19 protein-coding genes are annotated in these 17,536 nt (G+C 63.4%); 10 read left to right on the top strand and 9 right to left on the bottom strand.

The annotated features are described in order from the left end of the window. Nucleotides 1–318: 318 nt before the first annotated feature. Genes accD through NKI10_RS23035 form a run of 4 tightly spaced genes read right to left on the bottom strand, consistent with a single transcriptional unit; the run spans nucleotide 319 to nucleotide 4,074 of the window. Nucleotides 319–1,245: an acetyl-CoA carboxylase, carboxyltransferase subunit beta gene (accD, locus tag NKI10_RS23050; protein ID WP_023748272.1), complete on the bottom strand. Its 927-nt coding sequence runs from the start codon at nucleotides 1,243–1,245 to the stop codon at nucleotides 319–321. A gap of 48 nt (nucleotides 1,246–1,293) precedes the next feature. Next, the gene (gene trpA / locus NKI10_RS23045) at nucleotides 1,294–2,133 is read right to left on the bottom strand and encodes a tryptophan synthase subunit alpha (RefSeq protein WP_352862086.1); all 840 of its coding nucleotides are present in this window, start codon (nucleotides 2,131–2,133) and stop codon (nucleotides 1,294–1,296) included. A 2-nt stretch (nucleotides 2,134–2,135) separates the two neighbouring features. Continuing rightward, the gene (gene trpB, locus NKI10_RS23040) at nucleotides 2,136–3,386 is read right to left on the bottom strand and encodes a tryptophan synthase subunit beta (RefSeq protein ID WP_352862085.1); all 1,251 of its coding nucleotides are present in this window, start codon (nucleotides 3,384–3,386) and stop codon (nucleotides 2,136–2,138) included. A gap of 28 nt (nucleotides 3,387–3,414) precedes the next feature. Beyond that, nucleotides 3,415–4,074, bottom strand: coding sequence for a phosphoribosylanthranilate isomerase (locus NKI10_RS23035; protein WP_352862084.1), 660 nt, complete (start codon nucleotides 4,072–4,074; stop codon nucleotides 3,415–3,417). 109 nt (nucleotides 4,075–4,183) lie between these two features. Here NKI10_RS23035 and NKI10_RS23030 point away from each other — a divergent pair, with 109 nt between their 5' ends. Further along, nucleotides 4,184–4,402, top strand: coding sequence for a hypothetical protein (locus tag NKI10_RS23030; RefSeq protein WP_023672288.1), 219 nt, complete (start codon nucleotides 4,184–4,186; stop codon nucleotides 4,400–4,402). Between the two features lie 18 nt (nucleotides 4,403–4,420). Here the strand turns inward: NKI10_RS23030 and NKI10_RS23025 are convergent, their stop codons facing one another. The 4 genes from NKI10_RS23025 to NKI10_RS23010 all read right to left on the bottom strand — a co-directional run bounded on the left by NKI10_RS23025 (nucleotide 4,421) and on the right by NKI10_RS23010 (nucleotide 7,900). Further along, entirely contained in the window at nucleotides 4,421–5,179 is a 759-nt protein-coding gene (locus NKI10_RS23025; protein ID WP_023702070.1) for a M48 family metallopeptidase, read from the bottom strand. A 198-nt stretch (nucleotides 5,180–5,377) separates the two neighbouring features. Then, entirely contained in the window at nucleotides 5,378–5,863 is a 486-nt protein-coding gene (locus tag NKI10_RS23020) for a DUF2852 domain-containing protein (RefSeq protein ID WP_023672286.1), read from the bottom strand. A 117-nt stretch (nucleotides 5,864–5,980) separates the two neighbouring features. Further along, nucleotides 5,981–7,123: a benzoate/H(+) symporter BenE family transporter gene (locus NKI10_RS23015; protein WP_352862083.1), complete on the bottom strand. Its 1,143-nt coding sequence runs from the start codon at nucleotides 7,121–7,123 to the stop codon at nucleotides 5,981–5,983. A gap of 6 nt (nucleotides 7,124–7,129) precedes the next feature. Then, the gene (locus NKI10_RS23010) at nucleotides 7,130–7,900 is read right to left on the bottom strand and encodes an alpha/beta hydrolase (protein ID WP_352862082.1); all 771 of its coding nucleotides are present in this window, start codon (nucleotides 7,898–7,900) and stop codon (nucleotides 7,130–7,132) included. A gap of 247 nt (nucleotides 7,901–8,147) precedes the next feature. Between NKI10_RS23010 and infC the strand changes: the two genes are divergently transcribed. From infC to NKI10_RS22970, 8 genes are all read left to right on the top strand, one after another. Next, on the top strand, nucleotides 8,148–8,684 hold the full coding sequence (infC, locus tag NKI10_RS23005) for a translation initiation factor IF-3 (RefSeq protein WP_023744911.1): 537 nt from the start codon (nucleotides 8,148–8,150) through the stop codon (nucleotides 8,682–8,684). Nucleotides 8,685–8,816: 132 nt separating this feature from the next. Then, a complete protein-coding gene (locus NKI10_RS23000) occupies nucleotides 8,817–9,455 on the top strand; it encodes a methyltransferase family protein (RefSeq protein ID WP_023681388.1) in 639 nt (212 codons plus the stop codon). A 184-nt stretch (nucleotides 9,456–9,639) separates the two neighbouring features. After that, entirely contained in the window at nucleotides 9,640–9,843 is a 204-nt protein-coding gene (gene rpmI, locus NKI10_RS22995) for a 50S ribosomal protein L35 (protein WP_006201248.1), read from the top strand. A gap of 39 nt (nucleotides 9,844–9,882) precedes the next feature. Beyond that, the gene (rplT, locus tag NKI10_RS22990; RefSeq protein WP_023672281.1) at nucleotides 9,883–10,284 is read left to right on the top strand and encodes a 50S ribosomal protein L20; all 402 of its coding nucleotides are present in this window, start codon (nucleotides 9,883–9,885) and stop codon (nucleotides 10,282–10,284) included. Between the two features lie 296 nt (nucleotides 10,285–10,580). Beyond that, on the top strand, nucleotides 10,581–11,633 hold the full coding sequence (pheS, locus tag NKI10_RS22985) for a phenylalanine--tRNA ligase subunit alpha (RefSeq protein WP_032891898.1): 1,053 nt from the start codon (nucleotides 10,581–10,583) through the stop codon (nucleotides 11,631–11,633). Then, nucleotides 11,630–12,076, top strand: coding sequence for a GFA family protein (locus NKI10_RS22980; RefSeq protein WP_023681387.1), 447 nt, complete (start codon nucleotides 11,630–11,632; stop codon nucleotides 12,074–12,076). The genes pheS and NKI10_RS22980 overlap by 4 nt, the downstream gene beginning before the upstream one ends. A 2-nt stretch (nucleotides 12,077–12,078) precedes the next feature. Then, nucleotides 12,079–14,487 (top strand): phenylalanine--tRNA ligase subunit beta, encoded by a 2,409-nt coding sequence (gene pheT / locus NKI10_RS22975; protein ID WP_352862081.1) that lies wholly within the window; start codon nucleotides 12,079–12,081, stop codon nucleotides 14,485–14,487. Nucleotides 14,488–14,647: 160 nt separating this feature from the next. Then, a complete protein-coding gene (locus tag NKI10_RS22970; RefSeq protein ID WP_023725578.1) occupies nucleotides 14,648–15,250 on the top strand; it encodes a nucleotidyltransferase family protein in 603 nt (200 codons plus the stop codon). Between the two features lie 219 nt (nucleotides 15,251–15,469). Here NKI10_RS22970 and NKI10_RS22965 read toward each other — a convergent pair whose 3' ends face one another. Further along, the gene (locus tag NKI10_RS22965; RefSeq protein ID WP_352862080.1) at nucleotides 15,470–16,465 is read right to left on the bottom strand and encodes an aldo/keto reductase; all 996 of its coding nucleotides are present in this window, start codon (nucleotides 16,463–16,465) and stop codon (nucleotides 15,470–15,472) included. 96 nt (nucleotides 16,466–16,561) lie between these two features. Here NKI10_RS22965 and NKI10_RS22960 point away from each other — a divergent pair, with 96 nt between their 5' ends. Further along, the gene (locus NKI10_RS22960) at nucleotides 16,562–17,473 is read left to right on the top strand and encodes a LysR family transcriptional regulator (protein WP_352862079.1); all 912 of its coding nucleotides are present in this window, start codon (nucleotides 16,562–16,564) and stop codon (nucleotides 17,471–17,473) included. The last annotated feature ends 63 nt before the right edge of the window (nucleotides 17,474–17,536 follow it).

Raw genomic sequence — 17,536 nt, 5'->3', positions numbered from 1 at the left:
TGAAGACGGATAGCCGCGCCTTTCGTCATCCTAGGGCGAAGCAAGGAGCGCAGCGACGCAGCGCAGACCCTAGGATCCATTCCGTGACCTCACCGAAAGTCGCAGCGGCCCAGAAGGCCCTGCCTCTCCGTCCCAGCGTCCCGCCAATACGTCCACTCAAGCGCCTCTACATTTTCACAGTTACTGCAGCCGTGGCGCAGTTCGCAGATCACGGCATGGATCCTAGGGTCTCCGCGACGGAGCTACGCTTCTGCTTCGCCCTAGGATGACGAAGGCGCGCGCCGTGCGCAATTTTGCATGGCGGCGTATTGTGTCGCGTCAGGCCTGCGGGCGGGCTTCCGTCGGGATGACAGACGGCGGCAGGATTTCCGGCTCCAGCGGCTTTTGCTCCTGCGGCAGTTTGAGCAGGATTTTCAACAGCCGTGAAATCGTCTCGCGCAGTTCCAGCCGCGACACCACCATATCGACCATGCCGTGCTCCATCAGATATTCGGAGCGCTGGAAACCGTCCGGCAGTTTCTCCCGGATGGTCTGCTCGATGACGCGCGGGCCGGCAAAGCCGATCAGCGCGCCGGGCTCGGCAATGTGGACGTCTCCCAGCATGGCGTAGGAGGCGGTAACGCCGCCGGTGGTCGGGTTGGTCAAGACGACGATGTATGGCAGGCCGGCTTCCTTCAGCCGGTCGACGCCGATCGTGGTGCGCGGTAACTGCATCAGCGACAAGATGCCTTCCTGCATGCGCGCGCCACCGGAGGCGGCAAACAGGATCAGCGGCCGCTTGCGCTGCAAGGCGACCTCGAAACCGTGTACAATGGCGTCACCCGCGGCCATGCCGAGCGAGCCGCCCATGAAGGCGAAATCCTGCACCGTCACCACAACCGGCAGGCCTTCGACCGTGCCCAGCGCGTTGATGATGGCGTCTTCCAGGCCGGTCTTGGCCTTGGCGTCCTTCAGCCGGTCCGTGTAGCGCTTCTCGTCGCGGAACTTGAGCGGGTCCTGCACGACCTTGGGGTTCTCCAGCTGCTCGTATTTGCCGTCGTCGAGGAAGAATTTCAGCCGTTCCTTGGCCGAAATCTTCATGTGATGGCCCGACGACGGGATGACGAACTGGTTGGATTCCAGGTCCTTGTGGAACACCATCTCGCCGGTCTCGGGATCCTTGATCCAGAGATTCTCGGGCATGTCCGTGCGCCGGCCGAGCATCGAATTGATCCTCGGGCGAACGTAATTCGTGATCCAGTTCATCGCTTCAGTTCCTGTCCTGACGAAGAGTCAGGTAAAAGGGTAGGGAAACTATTCGGCAGCAGCAAGGCGGGCCGAACGCACACCTTGCGCCAGGCCGCTGACCAGCGTGGCGACGGCTTCGGCCGGGTCGGCGGTCTTTTCACCCTTCGGCCCCAGCACATTGGCCACCGCATTGACGATCGCGGTGCCGACGACTACACCATCGGCCGAAGCGCCGATGATGCGCGCCTGCTCGGCGGTCTTGACGCCGAAGCCGACACAGACCGGCAGGTCGGTATGGCCCTTGATGCGCCTGACCGCGGCGGCAACCTTGCCGGTGTCGGCCAAAGCCGAGCCGGTGATGCCGGTCATCGACACGTAGTAGACGAAGCCCGACGTGTTCTGCAGCACCTTGGGCAGGCGCTTGTCGTCGGTGGTTGGCGTGGCCAGGCGGATGAAGTTGATGCCGGCCTTCAGCGCCGGAATGCAGAGTTCTTCGTCCATCTCCGGTGGCAGGTCGACGACGATCAACCCGTCAATGCCGCTGGCGATCGCGTCCTTGAGGAAGCGGTCGACACCGTGGATGTAGATCGGGTTGTAGTAGCCCATCAGCACGATCGGCGTTTCATTGTCGGTGGCACGGAAATCAGCCGCCGTCTTCAGCGTCTTGACCAGGGTCTGGCCACCTTTCAGCGCCCGCAGGCCGGCGGCCTGGATCGCCGGTCCATCGGCCATCGGATCGGAAAACGGCATGCCCATTTCGATGATGTCGGCGCCGGCCTTGGGCAGCGCCTTCATGATCGACAAAGCGGTGTCATAGTCGGGGTCGCCGCTCATGAAATAGGTGACGAGCGCCGGGCGGCCCTCGGCTTTCAGTTTCGCCATGCGGCGGTCGATGCGGGTCACCATGATCAGATCTCCATGCCCAGCATCGACGCCACTGTGTGCACATCCTTGTCGCCACGTCCCGACAGGTTGACGATGACGATCTGGTCCTTGTCCATATCAGGCACGATCTTGACCGCATGGGCGATGGCGTGCGCGGATTCCAGCGCCGGGATGATGCCTTCGACGCGCGTCGTCAGCTTGAAGGCTTCCAGCGCCTCGTCGTCGAGGATCGGCACGTACTCGACGCGGCCGGAATCGCGCAGCCAGGAATGTTCGGGGCCAACGCCGGGGTAGTCGAGGCCGGCCGAGATCGAATGACCGTCCAGGATCTGCCCGTCGGCATTCTGCAGGAGATAGGTGCGGTTGCCGTGCAGCACGCCGGGTGCGCCGGCATTCATCGAGGCGCAATGCTCGATGCCGTCGAGGCCGCGGCCGCCGGCTTCGATGCCGATGATGCGGACTTGCCTGTCATCCAGGAAGGGATGGAACAGGCCGATGGCGTTGGAGCCGCCGCCGACGGCAGCGATGATGGTGTCGGGCAACCGGCCTTCCTGTTCGAGGATCTGGGCCCGCGCCTCGATGCCGATCACCGACTGGAAGTCGCGCACCAGCTCCGGATAGGGATGCGGGCCGGCGGCGGTGCCGATCAGATAATAGGTGTCCTCGACATTGGTGACCCAGTCGCGCAACGCCTCGTTCATGGCGTCCTTCAGCGTGCCGTGGCCGGCGGTCACCGGCCGCACTTCGGCGCCGAGCAGCTTCATGCGGAAGACGTTGGGGCTTTGGCGGGCGACGTCGGTGGCGCCCATGTAGACGACGCAGGGAAAGCCGAAGCGCGCCGCGACCGTGGCCGCCGCCACGCCGTGCTGGCCGGCGCCCGTCTCGGCGATGATGCGCTTCTTGCCCATGCGCTTGGCCAGCAGGATCTGGCCGAGGCAATTGTTGATCTTGTGCGAACCGGTGTGGTTCAGGTCCTCGCGCTTGAAATAGACCTTGGCGCCGCCCCCGAGGCCCTTCGCCGAGGAAACCTCACGAAGATGTCTGGTCAGGCCTTCAGCGAAATACAGCTTCGACGGCCGCCCGGCATAGTGGGTCGAGAGGTCGGTCAATTCGGCCTTGAAATCCGGATCGTTCTTGACCTCGTTCCAGTGCCGCTCGAGGTCGAGGATCAGCGGCATCAGCGTCTCGGCGACGAAGCGGCCGCCGAAGATGCCGAACATGCCCTGTTCGTCGGGTCCGGTGCGGAAGGAATTGGGTGTCGCCGGCTGGTCCATCGCCGATCTCCTGGTTCGAAAAAAGTATTCAGGCGGCGCGGTCGTCGCGCACGGCCCTGACTGCCCGGAAAAACTGCTCGATCAGCGCCGGATCCTTGACGCCTGGACCGCTTTCCACCCCCGACGAAATGTCTATCGCGGGCGGATTGGCTGATCTCAGGGCGTCGCCGATATTGGCGGCGTTGAGCCCACCGGAAAGCATGTAATCGAGCCCGACGTCAAGGCCGGCCAGGATCCGCCAGTCAAAGGCGACGCCATTGCCGCCCGGAAGTTGCGAGCCCTTTGGTGGCTTGGCATCGAACATGAAGCGATCGGCAACGCCGATGAACGGCTGTAGCCGCTCGAGATCGGCAGCCTCACTGACGGAGAACACCTTCATGACAGGCAAGCCGTAGCGGGCTTTCACCTCGGCCACCCGCTCGGGCGTCTCCGTGCCGTGCAGTTGCAGCATGTCGGGTCGCATCTTTTCGACGATCTCGTCCAGGAAGGCGTCATCGGCATCGACCGTCACGGCTGCCGCCAGGGCCTTGCCGATTGCCGCCTGGCGCAGGCGGCCGGCTGCCGCAGGCTCGACATAGCGCGGGCTCCTGGCAAAGAAGATGAAGCCGACATGGCTGGCGCCGCCGGCCAATGCCGCGGCCATTGCATCATCGGTCTTCAATCCGCAGATCTTGATATCGAGCGCCATGGCGCGGGGATTGGCACGAAACCGGCCAAGAGTCGAGAAAAAGCATGCTGTTTGCCGGCAACGCCAAAGGCGCTACCTATTGATGGGAGAAGCAAGGCGGAGCAGACGAATGGCCGACCAGAGCATAGCCGAACTCAGGCAGAAGATCGCGCAAGCGCGCGACGTCATCGCGCATCTGATGCAAAAGGCCGCCTTCGACGGGGCAGAAGCGCACCGGGTCCTGGATTATTTCGGCAGCGATGCGTTCGAGCAGAATTTCCTGCCATGGCCGCGCCATGGCGACGAAGGGCTGCGGCCTGAAGAGCTTAATGCGGCCAATGATGATTGAGCGCGGCGCCGGCGCAGGCTAATCGAACACGATCGCCTGCAGCGCGCCGCCATTGCGCTTCAGCCAGTCCTTGCAGCGGTCGGTATCGGGACAGAGCTGCTCGCACAGTTTCCAGAATTTCGGGCCGTGGTTCATCTCCTTGAGATGCGCCACCTCATGCGCGACCAAGTAGTTTATCACCGGCGTCGGCGCCATCATGATGCGCCATGAGAAGGACAAATTGCCGTCGGAAGTGCAGGAACCCCAGCGGCTCGACGTGTCCTTGAAGCGGATCGCCTTGGCGCGCTTGCCGATGGCCTCGGTATGCTTGACCACCAGCTTCTCGATGTCCTTCTTGGCCTCGCGCTTGAGGAAATCGGCGATGCGGCGCGGCAAATGTATGCGCTCGCCATGGACGATCAGCAGCGGACCGCGCTCGTCGCGCGACACGGTGACGGTGCCGCGTTTCGACGGTTCGTGGACGATGCGATGCGCGACGCCGCGTATCGGGATCTTGATGCCGGGGCGCACCTGAGGCCGGGTCGGGACCTTGGCCAGCCGCTGCTCCAGCCAGTCCTGGTGGCGGTGAAGGAATTTCTCCACCTCGCCGCGGCGCAGGCCCGGCGGCACGGTGATGCGCAGCCCCTGGCCGCCCGAATCAATGCGCAGCGTCAGCCGCCGTGCGCGGGCGCTCTCGACGATCCTGAGCGGCAGTGTGCGGCCGGCAACGACGTGCTCTCGCTCTTCGACAGGCGAGGGTTTTGGTTTGGTCAGGTTGCGGAAAAAGCCGAAGGACATGGCTGAACGATACGCGATTCGAGGAAAACGACCAGAACAAAAAAGAAACGGCGCCGCTCGCGCGACGCCGTCCATCATGCCAAGGCCTGTCTTAGAGCGCCGCGCGTCTCTGACGCGCAAAGGACGCTGTAGCACTCTAATTCGGCGCATGAACCTTTCCGAAAATCGGTTTCGATTTTCGGGGTCATGCGCGCAGCCTCAGTCGTCAAGCAGGTTCGGGCCCTTGCGCTTGGGCGTCGCGGGCTTGGCCGTTTCGGCCGAGCCTGTCTTCGCAGGCGCTGTCGACTTGTTGCGGTTGGCCATGAAGCGGTCGAACTCGTCCTGGTCCTTGGCGCGGCGCAATTCGCGGGCATACTCATCGAACTCGCTCAGCATCTCATCGAGCTTGCGACGCTCTTCGGCGAGGCGTTCGAGTTCCTTCTCGCGCCAGTCGTCGAAAGCGACATTGCCGGTGCGGGCCGAACCGTGGCCCCAGCGCGCGGCCTTGTCGGAACCGCGACGGCAGCCGGCGAAGATGCCGTCGGTGGCCCGGTTGACGTCGCGCTTGAAGCCGTCAAGCCGGTCGCCCCAGATGATGTAGGCGAGCATGGCGAAGCCAAGCGGCCAGAACACCATGAAGCCGATCACCATCAGCGCGATGGTCGCCGGCGTCCAGGCCGGGCGGATCAATGCGGATGTGTTCATTTTCTCCCATTCCTTCGGTTGGAGACAGCCAAGAGCGGCTGCGTGGATTCGAAATGGGATGAGAAAAACGGCGATTCAAGACAACGTCGGCCAAAACCGGACAAGGTCCTGAAATGATTATCGCTTTTTGACCGCTTCGAGGAAAAGCACGACCAGGCCGGCGACCAAGCCCCAGAAGGCGGCGCCAACGCCGAACAAAGTCAGCCCCGACGCGGTGACAACGAAGGTGACAGTAGCCGCCATGCGCTGGTCCTCGTCCTTGAGCGCGATCGCCAGCGCGTTGGCCAGCGACCCCATCAACGCCAGGCCGGCCACCAGCACGATCAGGCTTTGCGGCAGCACTGCGAAGATCGCCACCAACGAGGCGCCGAAAACCGCGAAGATCAGATAGGCAAGTGCATAGAAGGGTCCGGTCTTCCAGCGCTCGGCCGGGTCGGGATGGACGTCCGACCCGGTGCAGATCGCCGCAGAGATCGCGGCCAGATTGGTGGTCGAGCCGCCAAACGGCGCCGACAGCAGCGAGAACAGGCCGGTGACGCCGATCAGCGGGCCGGGTTCGGGGTGATAGCCGGCGGCGCGCAAGACGGCGAGACCCGACAGGTTCTGCGACGCCATGGTGACGAGGTAGAGCGGCAGCGCCAGGCCGATGACAGCTGCGGCGCTGAAATGCGGAGCAATCAGCGTCAGCGTCGACAGTTCCGGCGCCGGCAGTCCGCCGACGCGGCCTGTCAGGAAGGCGGCGATGCCGCCGCCGATCAGCACCGCCAGCACCGACAGCGCCGGGTTGAACAGGCGAATGACGAAGAAGGCCGCGATCAGCGGCAGGATCAGCCAGGGGTCGACCGGAATGGTCTTGACGGCATTGAGCGCGAAGGTGACGACGATGCCGGCCAGCATGCCGGACGCGACCGACGTCGGTATCCTTGATATAAGCTGGGTCAGCGGCTTGAACAGGCCGGTGGCGATCAACATCAAGCCGGTGACGATGAAGGCGCCGACCGCATCGGCCATGGTAAAGCCGCTCGATGCCGCCATCAGCGCCAGGCCTGGTGTCGACCAGGCGGTGATGATGGGCATTTTCGTGCGCCAGGACAGCCACAAGCATTCGATCGCCATCGCCACGCACACTGCCGTCACCCAGCTCGCGGTTTCGGCTTGCGTGGCGCCAACCGCCTTGGCGGCGGCAATGACGACGGCCAGCGTGCCGCCGAAGCCGACGATTGCCGCGACAAAGGCGGATATCGGGATGGAAATGCGCATTCTCGCCTACCCCGTCCGCTGAACCATGTCGCCCACCGCCCTCAGCAGCATGTCGAGATCCTGCGGCCGCGACAGGCGGTGGTCGCCGTCGGGAATGAGCGACAAGGTGACGTCGTCGGCCGGCAGCAGCGAGACCAGCTTCAGCGCATGGCTTGCCGGCACGTCGGCGTCGGCCAGGCCCTGCAGGATGTGGACGGGGCAGTGGGTATCGATCGGCCCGGTCATCACCCGGTTCACCCTGCCGTCCTCGATCAGCGCGCTGGTGTAGATGTAAGGCTCGGCGGAATAGTCCGAAGGTTCTTCGAAAAAGCCTTTCTCCCGGAGGTCGCACTTCTGTGCCTCAGTCAGAGCCGGCTCGACCAGCTCGGCGGTGAAATCCGGCGCCGGCGCGAGCAGCACCAGGCCAACCACATTGCTGTCGCCCGCCTTGCGCAGCTCCTGCACCATGCGCAGCGCGATCCAGGCGCCCATCGACGAGCCGACCAGGATTTGCTTGCCCTTGGTGAAACGCCGGAAGACGGCGAGGCTCTCGCCAAGCCATTTCGAGATAGTACCGTCGGCAAAGGCGCCGCCGGATTCGCCATGGCCGGAATAGTCGTGGCGCAGATATGCGCGGCCTTCCCTGGCCGCCCAATCCGACAGCGTCTGCGCCTTCGTGCCCAGCATGTCGGATTTATAGCCGCCGAGCCAGACGATGCCGGGCGTTGCGCCCGAGGAATGGCGAACCGCGATATCAATGCCGTCGACATCCAGCAGGGTTGGGGTGGTCGCGGTCATGGCTGTGGATCAATCCTGGTTCTGGGGGCCTGATTGCGGGAGCCTGATTTTACTCGCCGGTCTTTTGACACAGGCACAGGCGAGGCGGAAAGTGCTCGCGACATCCTTTGTTTGGTGCAGGCCTGCGATCAGGGTGATTTTCTGTCAGCGCTGTGCTATTGACTCCGCCCGCGCGCTCACCACATTGGCGCGTCCCGAACATTTCTAGATTTGAACCCTGAACGAAACGGCCAAGGAGACCACGACCATTCGCAGACCTTTCAAAGCAGCGGCGCCCACCAAGGATGGCCCGCGCTCAAACCGTGATATCCGGGTTCCCCGGGTCCAACTGATCGACGCCGATGGCCAGAACCGCGGCGATATTTCCATCAACGACGCATTGCTGCTCGCCGAAGAGGCAGGGCTCGATCTGGTCGAGATCTCGCCCAATGCGGTGCCGCCTGTCGTCAAAATTCTCGATCTCGGCAAATTGAAATACGCCAACCAGAAGAAGGCGGCCGAGGCGCGCAAGAACCAGAAGGTCATCGAGATCAAGGAGATCAAGATGCGCCCGAACATCGACAGCCATGACTACGAAACCAAGATGAAGGCCGTGCGGCGCTTCTTCGAGGAAGGTGACAAGGTCAAGCTGACGCTGCGCTTCCGCGGCCGCGAGATGGCGCATATGGAACTCGGCATGCAGCTCCTGAACAAGGTGCGCGAGGAGACGGCTACCATCGCCAAGGTCGAAGCCGAGCCGAAGCTGGAAGGCCGCCAGATGATGATGGTGCTGGCCCCGCGCTAGATCAGTTCGGGCGTTGCGCTCTAAATCCGCCTGAATCCTGTCTCATGGCGTCCCGGCGATCGGCGGGACGCCGATTCTCCTGTCCAGACGCCGCGATCGCCGGCGCAGCTTCTCGACGATCGGATTCCCGACATGGCCAATGAAATCAACCCTGCGCCCATCAAGGAGCTGGGCGGCTACCAGCACATGCGCCGGATGGTGCTTGCGGTGCTGGTGGTGGTGCTGTTTGCGGCACTGCTGTTCGGCCAGTCGACCTTCCCGCCCGATACCCCGGTGCATGAAACGATCGAGATGGTCGGCGTGCTGCTGATCTTCCTTGGCGTCGTCGGCCGCTTGTGGTCGACACTCTATATCGGGGGGCGCAAATCCTCCGAAGTGGTCACCGGCGGACCCTATTCGATCACCCGCAATCCTCTCTACGTGTTCTCGACCGTTGCCGCCGCCGGCGTCGGGGCGCAGATCGGCTCGTTCTCCGGCATCGTCCTGTTTGCGCTTTTGTGCGCCGGCGCCTTCCACATCGTCATCCTGCGCGAGGAACGGTATCTCAAGGAGGTTCTCGGCGCGCCCTACACAGCCTATCTGGCGCGGGTGCCGCGTTTCTTCCCCCAGCTGTCGCTCTACCAGGAAGGCGACACCGGCAGCTTCAAGCCGCGCCTCTTGCTGACCACCTTGCTCGACGGGCTGGTGTTTCTGGTGGCGTTGCCGGTGTTCGAGACCATCGATGGTGCCCAGCAATCGGGCATTCTGCCGGTGCTGTTTAGGCTGCCCTGATCGCGGAGAGAGCGTCGCAGCCGCTCGGGTGTTGCGCGCCAGCCCGCTTTGACGTATAGGACCGCCGTTCCAAGAAAACCGCCCGGCAGGGCATGCCGTGGCGGTTTCATTTGCTTTTCGGGCTTTTGGTCCGCCCGAAGCGAACAAGAAGCGCGATTGTGCGCCACCAATACGGAGTAGCAAAATGCCCAAGATGAAGACCAAATCGGCCGCCAAGAAGCGGTTCAAGATCACAGGTACGGGTAAAGTCCTGTCGGCTGCGGCCGGCAAGCGTCACGGCATGATCAAGCGTTCCAACAAGTTCATTCGAAATGCCCGCGGCACGATGGTTCTGGCTGAACCGGATGGCAAGAAGGTCATCAAGAATTTTCTGCCGAACGGCCTCTGAGCATTCGGTTTCAGGAACAGCGTTTAAGGAGATCATGACATGGCACGCGTAAAAAGAGGCGTCACCTCGCACGCCAAGCACAAGAAGGTCCTGAAAGCCGCGAAAGGCTTCTACGGCCGCCGCAAGAACACCATTCGCATCGCCAAGCAGGCGGTCGAAAAGTCGATGCAGTATGCGTATCGCGACCGCAAGAACCGCAAGCGCTCGTTCCGCGCGCTGTGGATCCAGCGCATCAACGCCGCGACGCACGAGCATGGCCTGACCTATGGCCGCTTCATCGACGGCCTCAACAAGTCCGGTATCGAGATCGATCGCAAGATCCTGTCCGACATGGCCATCCATGAACCGCAGGCGTTCGCCGCACTCGTGGCCAAGGCCAAGGTCGCGCTCGAATATCTGAAGAACACCACCCCGAATGCTTTTGAAAGCGCTGTCGCCTAGAGCATGATGCCAAAAAGTTGCTGACTTTTTGGACAACATCATGCTCAGGGAAATTTAGCGAGGAGCGCGATCTTTCCGAAAAGTCTGCAACTTTTCGGGATCGGCCTCCGAGCCCAGCGCTTCCCAGCATTCGCAATTCTGATTGGGGAACCCGCGCTGGCACGGCTGGCGCGGGTTTTTCTTATGGCTGAACTTTCAACTTGAAAGTGACTTTCACCTCAAAGTTGACTCCCAACACAGCGAGTTTGACCGTGAACGACATAGCTACCGGCTTGGATACTCTCGAAAACTCCCTGATGGCCGACGTCGCGTCGGCCGCCGATGAGGCTGCTATCGAAGCCGTGCGCGTCGCGGCTCTCGGCAAAAAGGGGTCGATCTCGGAATTGCTGAAGACACTGGGCGCGATGAGCGCCGAGGAGCGCCAGGTCAAGGGCCCCGCGATCAACGGCCTGAAGAACCGCGTCACCGAAGCGCTGACGACACGCAAGGCCGAGCTGAAGGATGTGGCGGTCACGGCGCGCCTTGCCGCCGAGACGGTCGACGTGACGCTGCCGGTGCGGCAATCGCCGGCCGAGCGCGGCCGCATCCATCCGATCAGCCAGGTCATCGACGAGATCGCGGCGATCTTCGGCGATCTCGGCTTTGCCATCGCAGAAGGTCCCGATGTCGAGAGCGACTATTACAATTTCACCGCGCTGAATTTCCCCGAAGGGCATCCGGCGCGCGAGATGCACGATACCTTCTTTTTCCAGCCGGACGAAAAGGGCGAGCGCAAGCTGTTGCGCACGCACACCTCGCCGGTACAGATCCGCACCATGGAGAAGCAGAAGCCGCCGATCCGCATCGTCATTCCCGGCAAGACCTACCGGCAGGATTCCGACGCTACCCACTCGCCGATGTTCCATCAGGTCGAGGGGCTGGTGATCGACAAATCGGCCAATGTCGCCAACATGAAGTGGGTGCTGGAAGAATTCTGCAAGGCTTTCTTCGAGGTGCCGCAGGTCAAGATGCGCTTCCGGCCGTCGTTCTTCCCGTTCACCGAGCCAAGCCTCGAGGTCGACATCCAATGCGACCGCTCGCGGCCCGGCGAAGTGCGCTTCGGCGAAGGCTCCGACTGGATGGAGATCCTCGGCTGCGGCATGGTCCACCCCAATGTGCTGCGCGCCGGCGGGCTCGATCCCGACGAATATCAGGGCTTTGCCTGGGGCATGGGAATCGACCGCATCGCCATGCTGAAATACGGCATGCCGGACCTGCGCGCCTTCTTCGACGCCGATGTCCGCTGGCTGTCGCATTACGGTTTCCGGCCGCTCGACATGCCGACGCTGTTCGGAGGTCTTTCCGCATGACGGCGCCGCACGCCGGTGGCTGCCGCTGCGGCGCGGTACGGTTCGAGGCCTCGGTCGAACCGCACCATGTCAGCTATTGCCATTGCGGCGATTGCCGGCGCGCCAGCGGCGCGCCGGTGTCGGCCTTTGTCGGCTTCCTTACCGAGCAGGTGGCTTTCACCGGCAAGGCACTGAAGATGTACGAGAACGGCCCGGTTACACGCTCGTTCTGCGGCATTTGCGGCTCGCCTATCGCCTATGTCGACGAGCGGCTGGAAGACCACATCTATTTCATGCTGGGCGCCATGGACATGCCGGCTTATTTCCGGCCGACGCACCATGCCTATGTGCGCGAGCAGCTGCCCTTCGTGCATATGCCCGACGACTTGCCGCGCCATTTGAAGACAAGCGTGCCCAGACCCGATGGACAAGGTCCGGGCGGGTACAGACAAAACGGAACATAGTGATGAAACTCACCCTTTCCTGGCTCAAGGATCATCTCGACACCGACGCCACGCTCGACGAGATCGTCGAGAGGCTGACCTCGATCGGCCTCGAAGTCGAGCATGTCGACGACAAGGCCGGCCTGAAGCCGTTCGTCATCGCCAAGGTGCTGACGGCGGTGCAGCATCCCGACGCCGACCGGCTGCGGGTGCTGACCGTCGACACCGGCAATGGCGCAGCCCCTGTCCAGGTGGTGTGCGGTGCGCCGAATGCCCGCGCCGGCCTGATCGGCGCCTTCGCCGCGCCCGGCGCCTATGTGCCCGGTATCGACGTGACGCTGACCGTCGGCAAGATCCGCGGCGTCGAGAGCCATGGCATGATGTGTTCCGAGCGCGAGCTGGAGCTGTCGGATGAGCACAATGGCATTATCGACCTGCCGGCCGATGCGCCTGTCGGCACCAGCTTCGCGGCTTACGCGCATCTCGACGATCCGGTGATCGAGATCAATCTGACGCCGAACCGGCCGGATGCGACCAGCATTTACGGCGTCGCCCGGGACCTGGCGGCAAGCGGGCTTGGCCGGCTCAAGACCGCGCCGGTCGAAGCGGTCCCTGGCAAAGGTGAAACGCCGGTCAAGGTGACCATCGAGGCGCCGGAGCTCTGCCCCGGTTTCGCGCTGCGCCTGGTGAAAGGCGTGAAGAACGGGCCGTCGCCGAAATGGCTGCAGCAAAGGCTGATCGCCATCGGCTTGCGCCCGATCAGCGCGCTGGTCGACATCACCAACTACGTCACCTTCGACCGTGGCCGGCCGCTGCATGTGTTCGATGCCAAGAAGGTCGCCGGCAATCTCGTCGTGCGCCGCGCACGCGACGACGAGAAGGTGCTGGCGCTTGACGGGCGCGAATACACGCTGACGCCGCAGATGTGCGTGATCGCCGACGACAATGGCGTCGAATCGATCGCCGGTGTCATGGGCGGCGAGCATTCCGGCTGCGACGAGAACACCACGGACGTGCTGATCGAATCCGCTCTTTGGGATCCGATCACCACGGCCCGCACCGGCCGTACGCTCGGCATCATCACCGATGCCCGTTACCGTTTCGAGCGTGGCGTCGACCCGGAATTCATGGTGCCCGGCGTCGAACTGGCGACAAAGCTGGTGCTGGAGTTCTGCGGCGGAGAGCCGACCGAGACGGAGGTGGTCGGCTATGCCGGCTACAAGCCGAAGATCGTTTCCTTCCCGATCTCGGAAGTGAAGCGGCTGACCGGCATCGAGGTGCCGAAGGCGGAAAGCCTCGACATCCTTTCGCGCCTCGGCTTCGAGCCGCAGGGCTCGGACGACATCGTCGATGTGGCGGTGCCGTCCTGGCGGCCCGATGTCGATGGCAAAGCCGACCTGGTCGAGGAAGTCATGCGCATTCACGGCGTCGACAACATCGCGCCGCAGCCGCTCGGCGCTCATGACGCGGTCAATTCCAAGATCCTGACGACGCTGCAGGTGCGCACCCGCATTGCTAAGCGCTCGCTCGCCGTGCGGGGCATGCTGGAGGTTCTCACCTGGTCGTTCATCCCGGCCAAACACGCCGAACTGTTCGGCGGCGGCCAGACGGCGCTGAAGCTCGCTAATCCGATTGCAGCCGACATGTCCGATATGCGGCCCTCGTTGTTGCCCGGCCTGATCGTCGCCGCGCAGCGCAATGCCGACAAGGGGATCGGCGATGTCGCGCTGTTCGAGGTCTCCGGTACCTATGAGGGCGACGGCCCCGACCAGCAGCGGCGCGTTGCCGCCGGTGTGCGCCGCGGCACCGCCAAGCTCGACGGTTCCGGCCGCAGTTGGGCCGGCAATTCCGGTCCGGTCGGCGTGTTCGACGCCAAAGCCGACGCGATTGCAGCGCTGGAAGCCTGCGGCGCGCCGGTCGACAGGCTGCAGATCGAGCCAGGCGGTCCGGCCTGGTATCATCCCGGCCGCTCCGGCACGATCAAGCTCGGCCCGAAGACAGTGCTCGGCACCTTCGGCGAGTTCCACCCGAAGACGCTGGAGGGGTTGGACGTTTCCGGACCGATCTGCGGTTTCGAGGTCTATATCGACGGCGTGCCCGAGCCGAAGGCCAAGCCGACGAAAACCAAGCCAAAGCTGGAGCTGTCCGCCTTCCAGGCGGTGAAGCGCGACTTTGCTTTCGTCGTCGACAAGACGGTGGAGGCCGGCGCGCTGGTGCGCGCGGCGCTCGCCGCCGACAAGAAGCTGGTCACCGGCGTTTCGGTGTTCGATGTGTTCGAGGGGGCATCTCTCGGGACCGCCAAGAAGTCGGTTGCCATCGAAGTATCTATCCAGCCGGTTGAAAAGACGCTCACCGACGAGGATTTCGAGGCGCTGGCCAAGCGCATCGTCGACAATGTTGGCAAGCAAACGGGCGGCATGCTGAGAACGTAGAGCGGCTAACGCCGCCCTACGTATTTCGACTTCACGCAATTCTTAGGGAAAGCGCGTCTTAGGGAAAGCGCGGCGCGCTTTCCCAGTAAAACCGCTACACACTTTTCCTAGAATTGCTTCTGAGGATTGCCGGCAGCTGCGAATCGCTCTCCAAAGGGCGATGGACCATCTGCGCTATTCCGGTCTGCCGTTCGAAGCCCAGCGCGAAGCGTTTCTCGCCATGGTGTTGGCGGATGCGCTCGTCAGCGACGCGCTGGAGCGGGCCCGCACGCTGGCGTTGCCGGACTGGCTGGTGGTGTCCGGCGCGCTCTACAACAGCGTCTGGAACCACCTGACCGGCAAGCCGCCGGGCTACGGCATCAAGGATGTCGATCTCTTCTACTTCGATGACAGCGACCTGTCCTACGAGGCCGAGGACGCGGTCATCCGTCGAGCCGCGCAGCATTTCGAGGGGCTGGCTCTGCCGGCCGAGGTGCGCAACCAGGCACGGGTGCATCTGTGGTATCCGCAGAAATTCGGCCAGCCCTGCCCGCGCTATACGAGTTCCAGCGAGTCGGTGAGCTATTTCGCCTCGAAGACGCATGCGGTCGGGGTGCGATACGATGCCGATGGGCAGCTTGAGGTCGTGGCGCCGTTCGGGCTGGATGACCTCTTCGCGTTTCGCATCACGCCCAACCGGCTGATGGATAACAGGCGCACGCATGAGGCCAAGGGGGCGAGGGCGAAGGCGTGCTGGCCGGAGATTACGGTGGTGCCTTGGTAATACGAAATGGCGGCGCGAGGCACCCCCCTCTGGCCTGCCGGCCATCTCCCCCGCAAGGAGGGAGATTGGCAGCTTCATCGTTGGCGCACTTTCTGCAACGTTGGTGATTGGCGAAAACAGCGACGACAGCCGATCTCCCCCCTTGCGGGGGAGATGTCCGGCAGGACAGAGGGGGGTGCCGCGCGCTGACTTTTCAGGGCGCCAAGCTCCCCCGCTTGTTCACCCATTCACCAGCGCCAGCAATTCCTCGGTGTAGCGCTTGCCAACCACCTTGTCCGGCGACAGCGCATCTCCAATCGCCGCGACCTCAGCCGCGCTCAGCTCGATCCCGACCGCCGCTGTGTTCTGCTCGAGATGGCGGATCTTTCTTGCGCCGGGGATCGGCACGATGAAGTCGCCCTGGTGCAGCACCCAAGCCAGCGCCAGCTGCGCCGAGGTGACGCCTTTTTCCACCGCCAGCTTTTCCAGCGTCGCAACGACCTTGGCATTAGCGGCCATGGCGTCGGCCTGGAAACGCGGCAAGGTGCGGCGCCAGTCGTCGTCGCTGAGGGCCTCGGGCTTGGCGATGGTGCCGGTGAGCAGGCCGCGACCGAGCGGGCTGTAGGGGACGAAGCCGATGCCGAGTTCGCGGCAGACATCGAACACTTCGTCTTCAGGGTCGCGGCTCCAAAGCGAGTACTCACTCTGCACGGCAGCGATCGGATGCACGGCGTGCGCCCGGCGGATGGTGGCGGCACTGACCTCCGACAGGCCCAGCGACCGCACCTTGCCGTCGCGCACCAGTTCCGCCATGGCGCCGACCGTGTCCTCGATCGGCACGTTGGGATCGAAGCGGTGCTGGTAGTAGAGGTCGATGACATCGGCATCGAGCCGCTTCAGCGAGGCTTCCGCCACCGCCTTGACGTGCTCCGGGCGGCTGTCGACGCCGACCATGCGTTCGAGGCCTGAGCCTTCCTCGGAGATCTTGAAGCCGAATTTGGTCGCGATCGTCACCTTGTCGCGCACCGGCTTCAACGCCTTGCCGAGAAGGATCTCGTTCTCAAAGGGACCATAGACTTCGGCGGTGTCGAAAAACGTCACGCCGATCTCGACAGCGCGGCGCAGCGTGGCGATTGCGTCAACCTCTGCCTGACCGCCATAGGCGAAGCTCATGCCCATGCAGCCGAGGCCGACGGGGAAGACTTCGAGTTCAGTACCAAGTTTGCGGGTTTTCATGGCGCGTCTCCTTGTTGCGATGAAAGGGAGATAGCGCCTAGCTTTACGTTCGATAATCGGCTGTCATTCGCACGGGCTGTTCTATAAAATAGAGCAATGAACCGAGCGCATCTTTCTCAACTGGCTGTACTGGCAACAGTCGCCCAATGCGGCAGTTTTCGTGGCGCGGCGCGCGAACTGGCCATCGCGCCCTCGGCAGTGAGCCATGCCGTGTCCAGCCTGGAGGCGCGGCTCGGCGTGCGGCTTTTGGCGCGCAGCACCCGCAGCGTAGCGCCAACGGAAGAGGGCGCGCAGTTGCTCGAACGGCTGCGGCCGGCGCTGTCCGAGATCGATCTGGCGCTGGAAACGGCGATTGAGGCGCGCGACCGGCCGGCCGGCAACCTGCGGCTGACCGTGCCGCGCACCGCGGCCCACCTGGCATTGACGCCCAGGCTCGGCGGCTTTGCCGCGGCCTATCCCGACATCGTGCTAGAAATCGTCATCGAGGATCGCTTCACCGACGTCGTCGAAGGCGGCTTCGATGCCGGCGTGCGGCTCGGTGAGAGCCTGCAGCGCGACATGATCGCGGTGCGCATCGGACCGGACCTTCGCGGCGCCGTGGTCGGCGCGCCATCCTATTTCGCGACCATGCCAAGACCCCGTCATCCGCGCGATCTTGCCGACCACCGCTGCATCCGCTTCCGTTTTTCCAGCGGCATTCTTTACCGCTGGGAATTCGAGAAGGATGGCGAAGAGATCGAGATCGCGGCGCAAGGGCCGCTGATCCTCGACGAAGACCATCTGATCGCCCAGGCAGCGGTCGACGGCGCAGGGCTCGCCTTCGTCTTCGACGATTATGTGCGCGCACCGCTCGCTGACGGCCGCTTGATCCACGTGCTGGAAGACTGGTGTCCGCCCTTCGACGGCTTCTTCGTCTACTACCCCAGCCGCCGCCAGATGCGCCCGGCGCTGCGGGCGTTTGTGGATTTCTTCAAGGTGAGTGGTTATGTCCAGCCGATAGATGGGTAACACTTTGAACCGGATACATAGGTGACACTTCTCTCCCCCTATGCGTCCGCCGCAGCGCCAAGC

Origin of the sequence: Mesorhizobium sp. M0802, from assembly GCF_040320115.1 — a bacterium.
In the GTDB taxonomy this organism is placed as follows: Bacteria; Pseudomonadota; Alphaproteobacteria; order Rhizobiales; family Rhizobiaceae; genus Mesorhizobium.
This window is presented reverse-complemented; position numbering and strand designations above follow the sequence as displayed.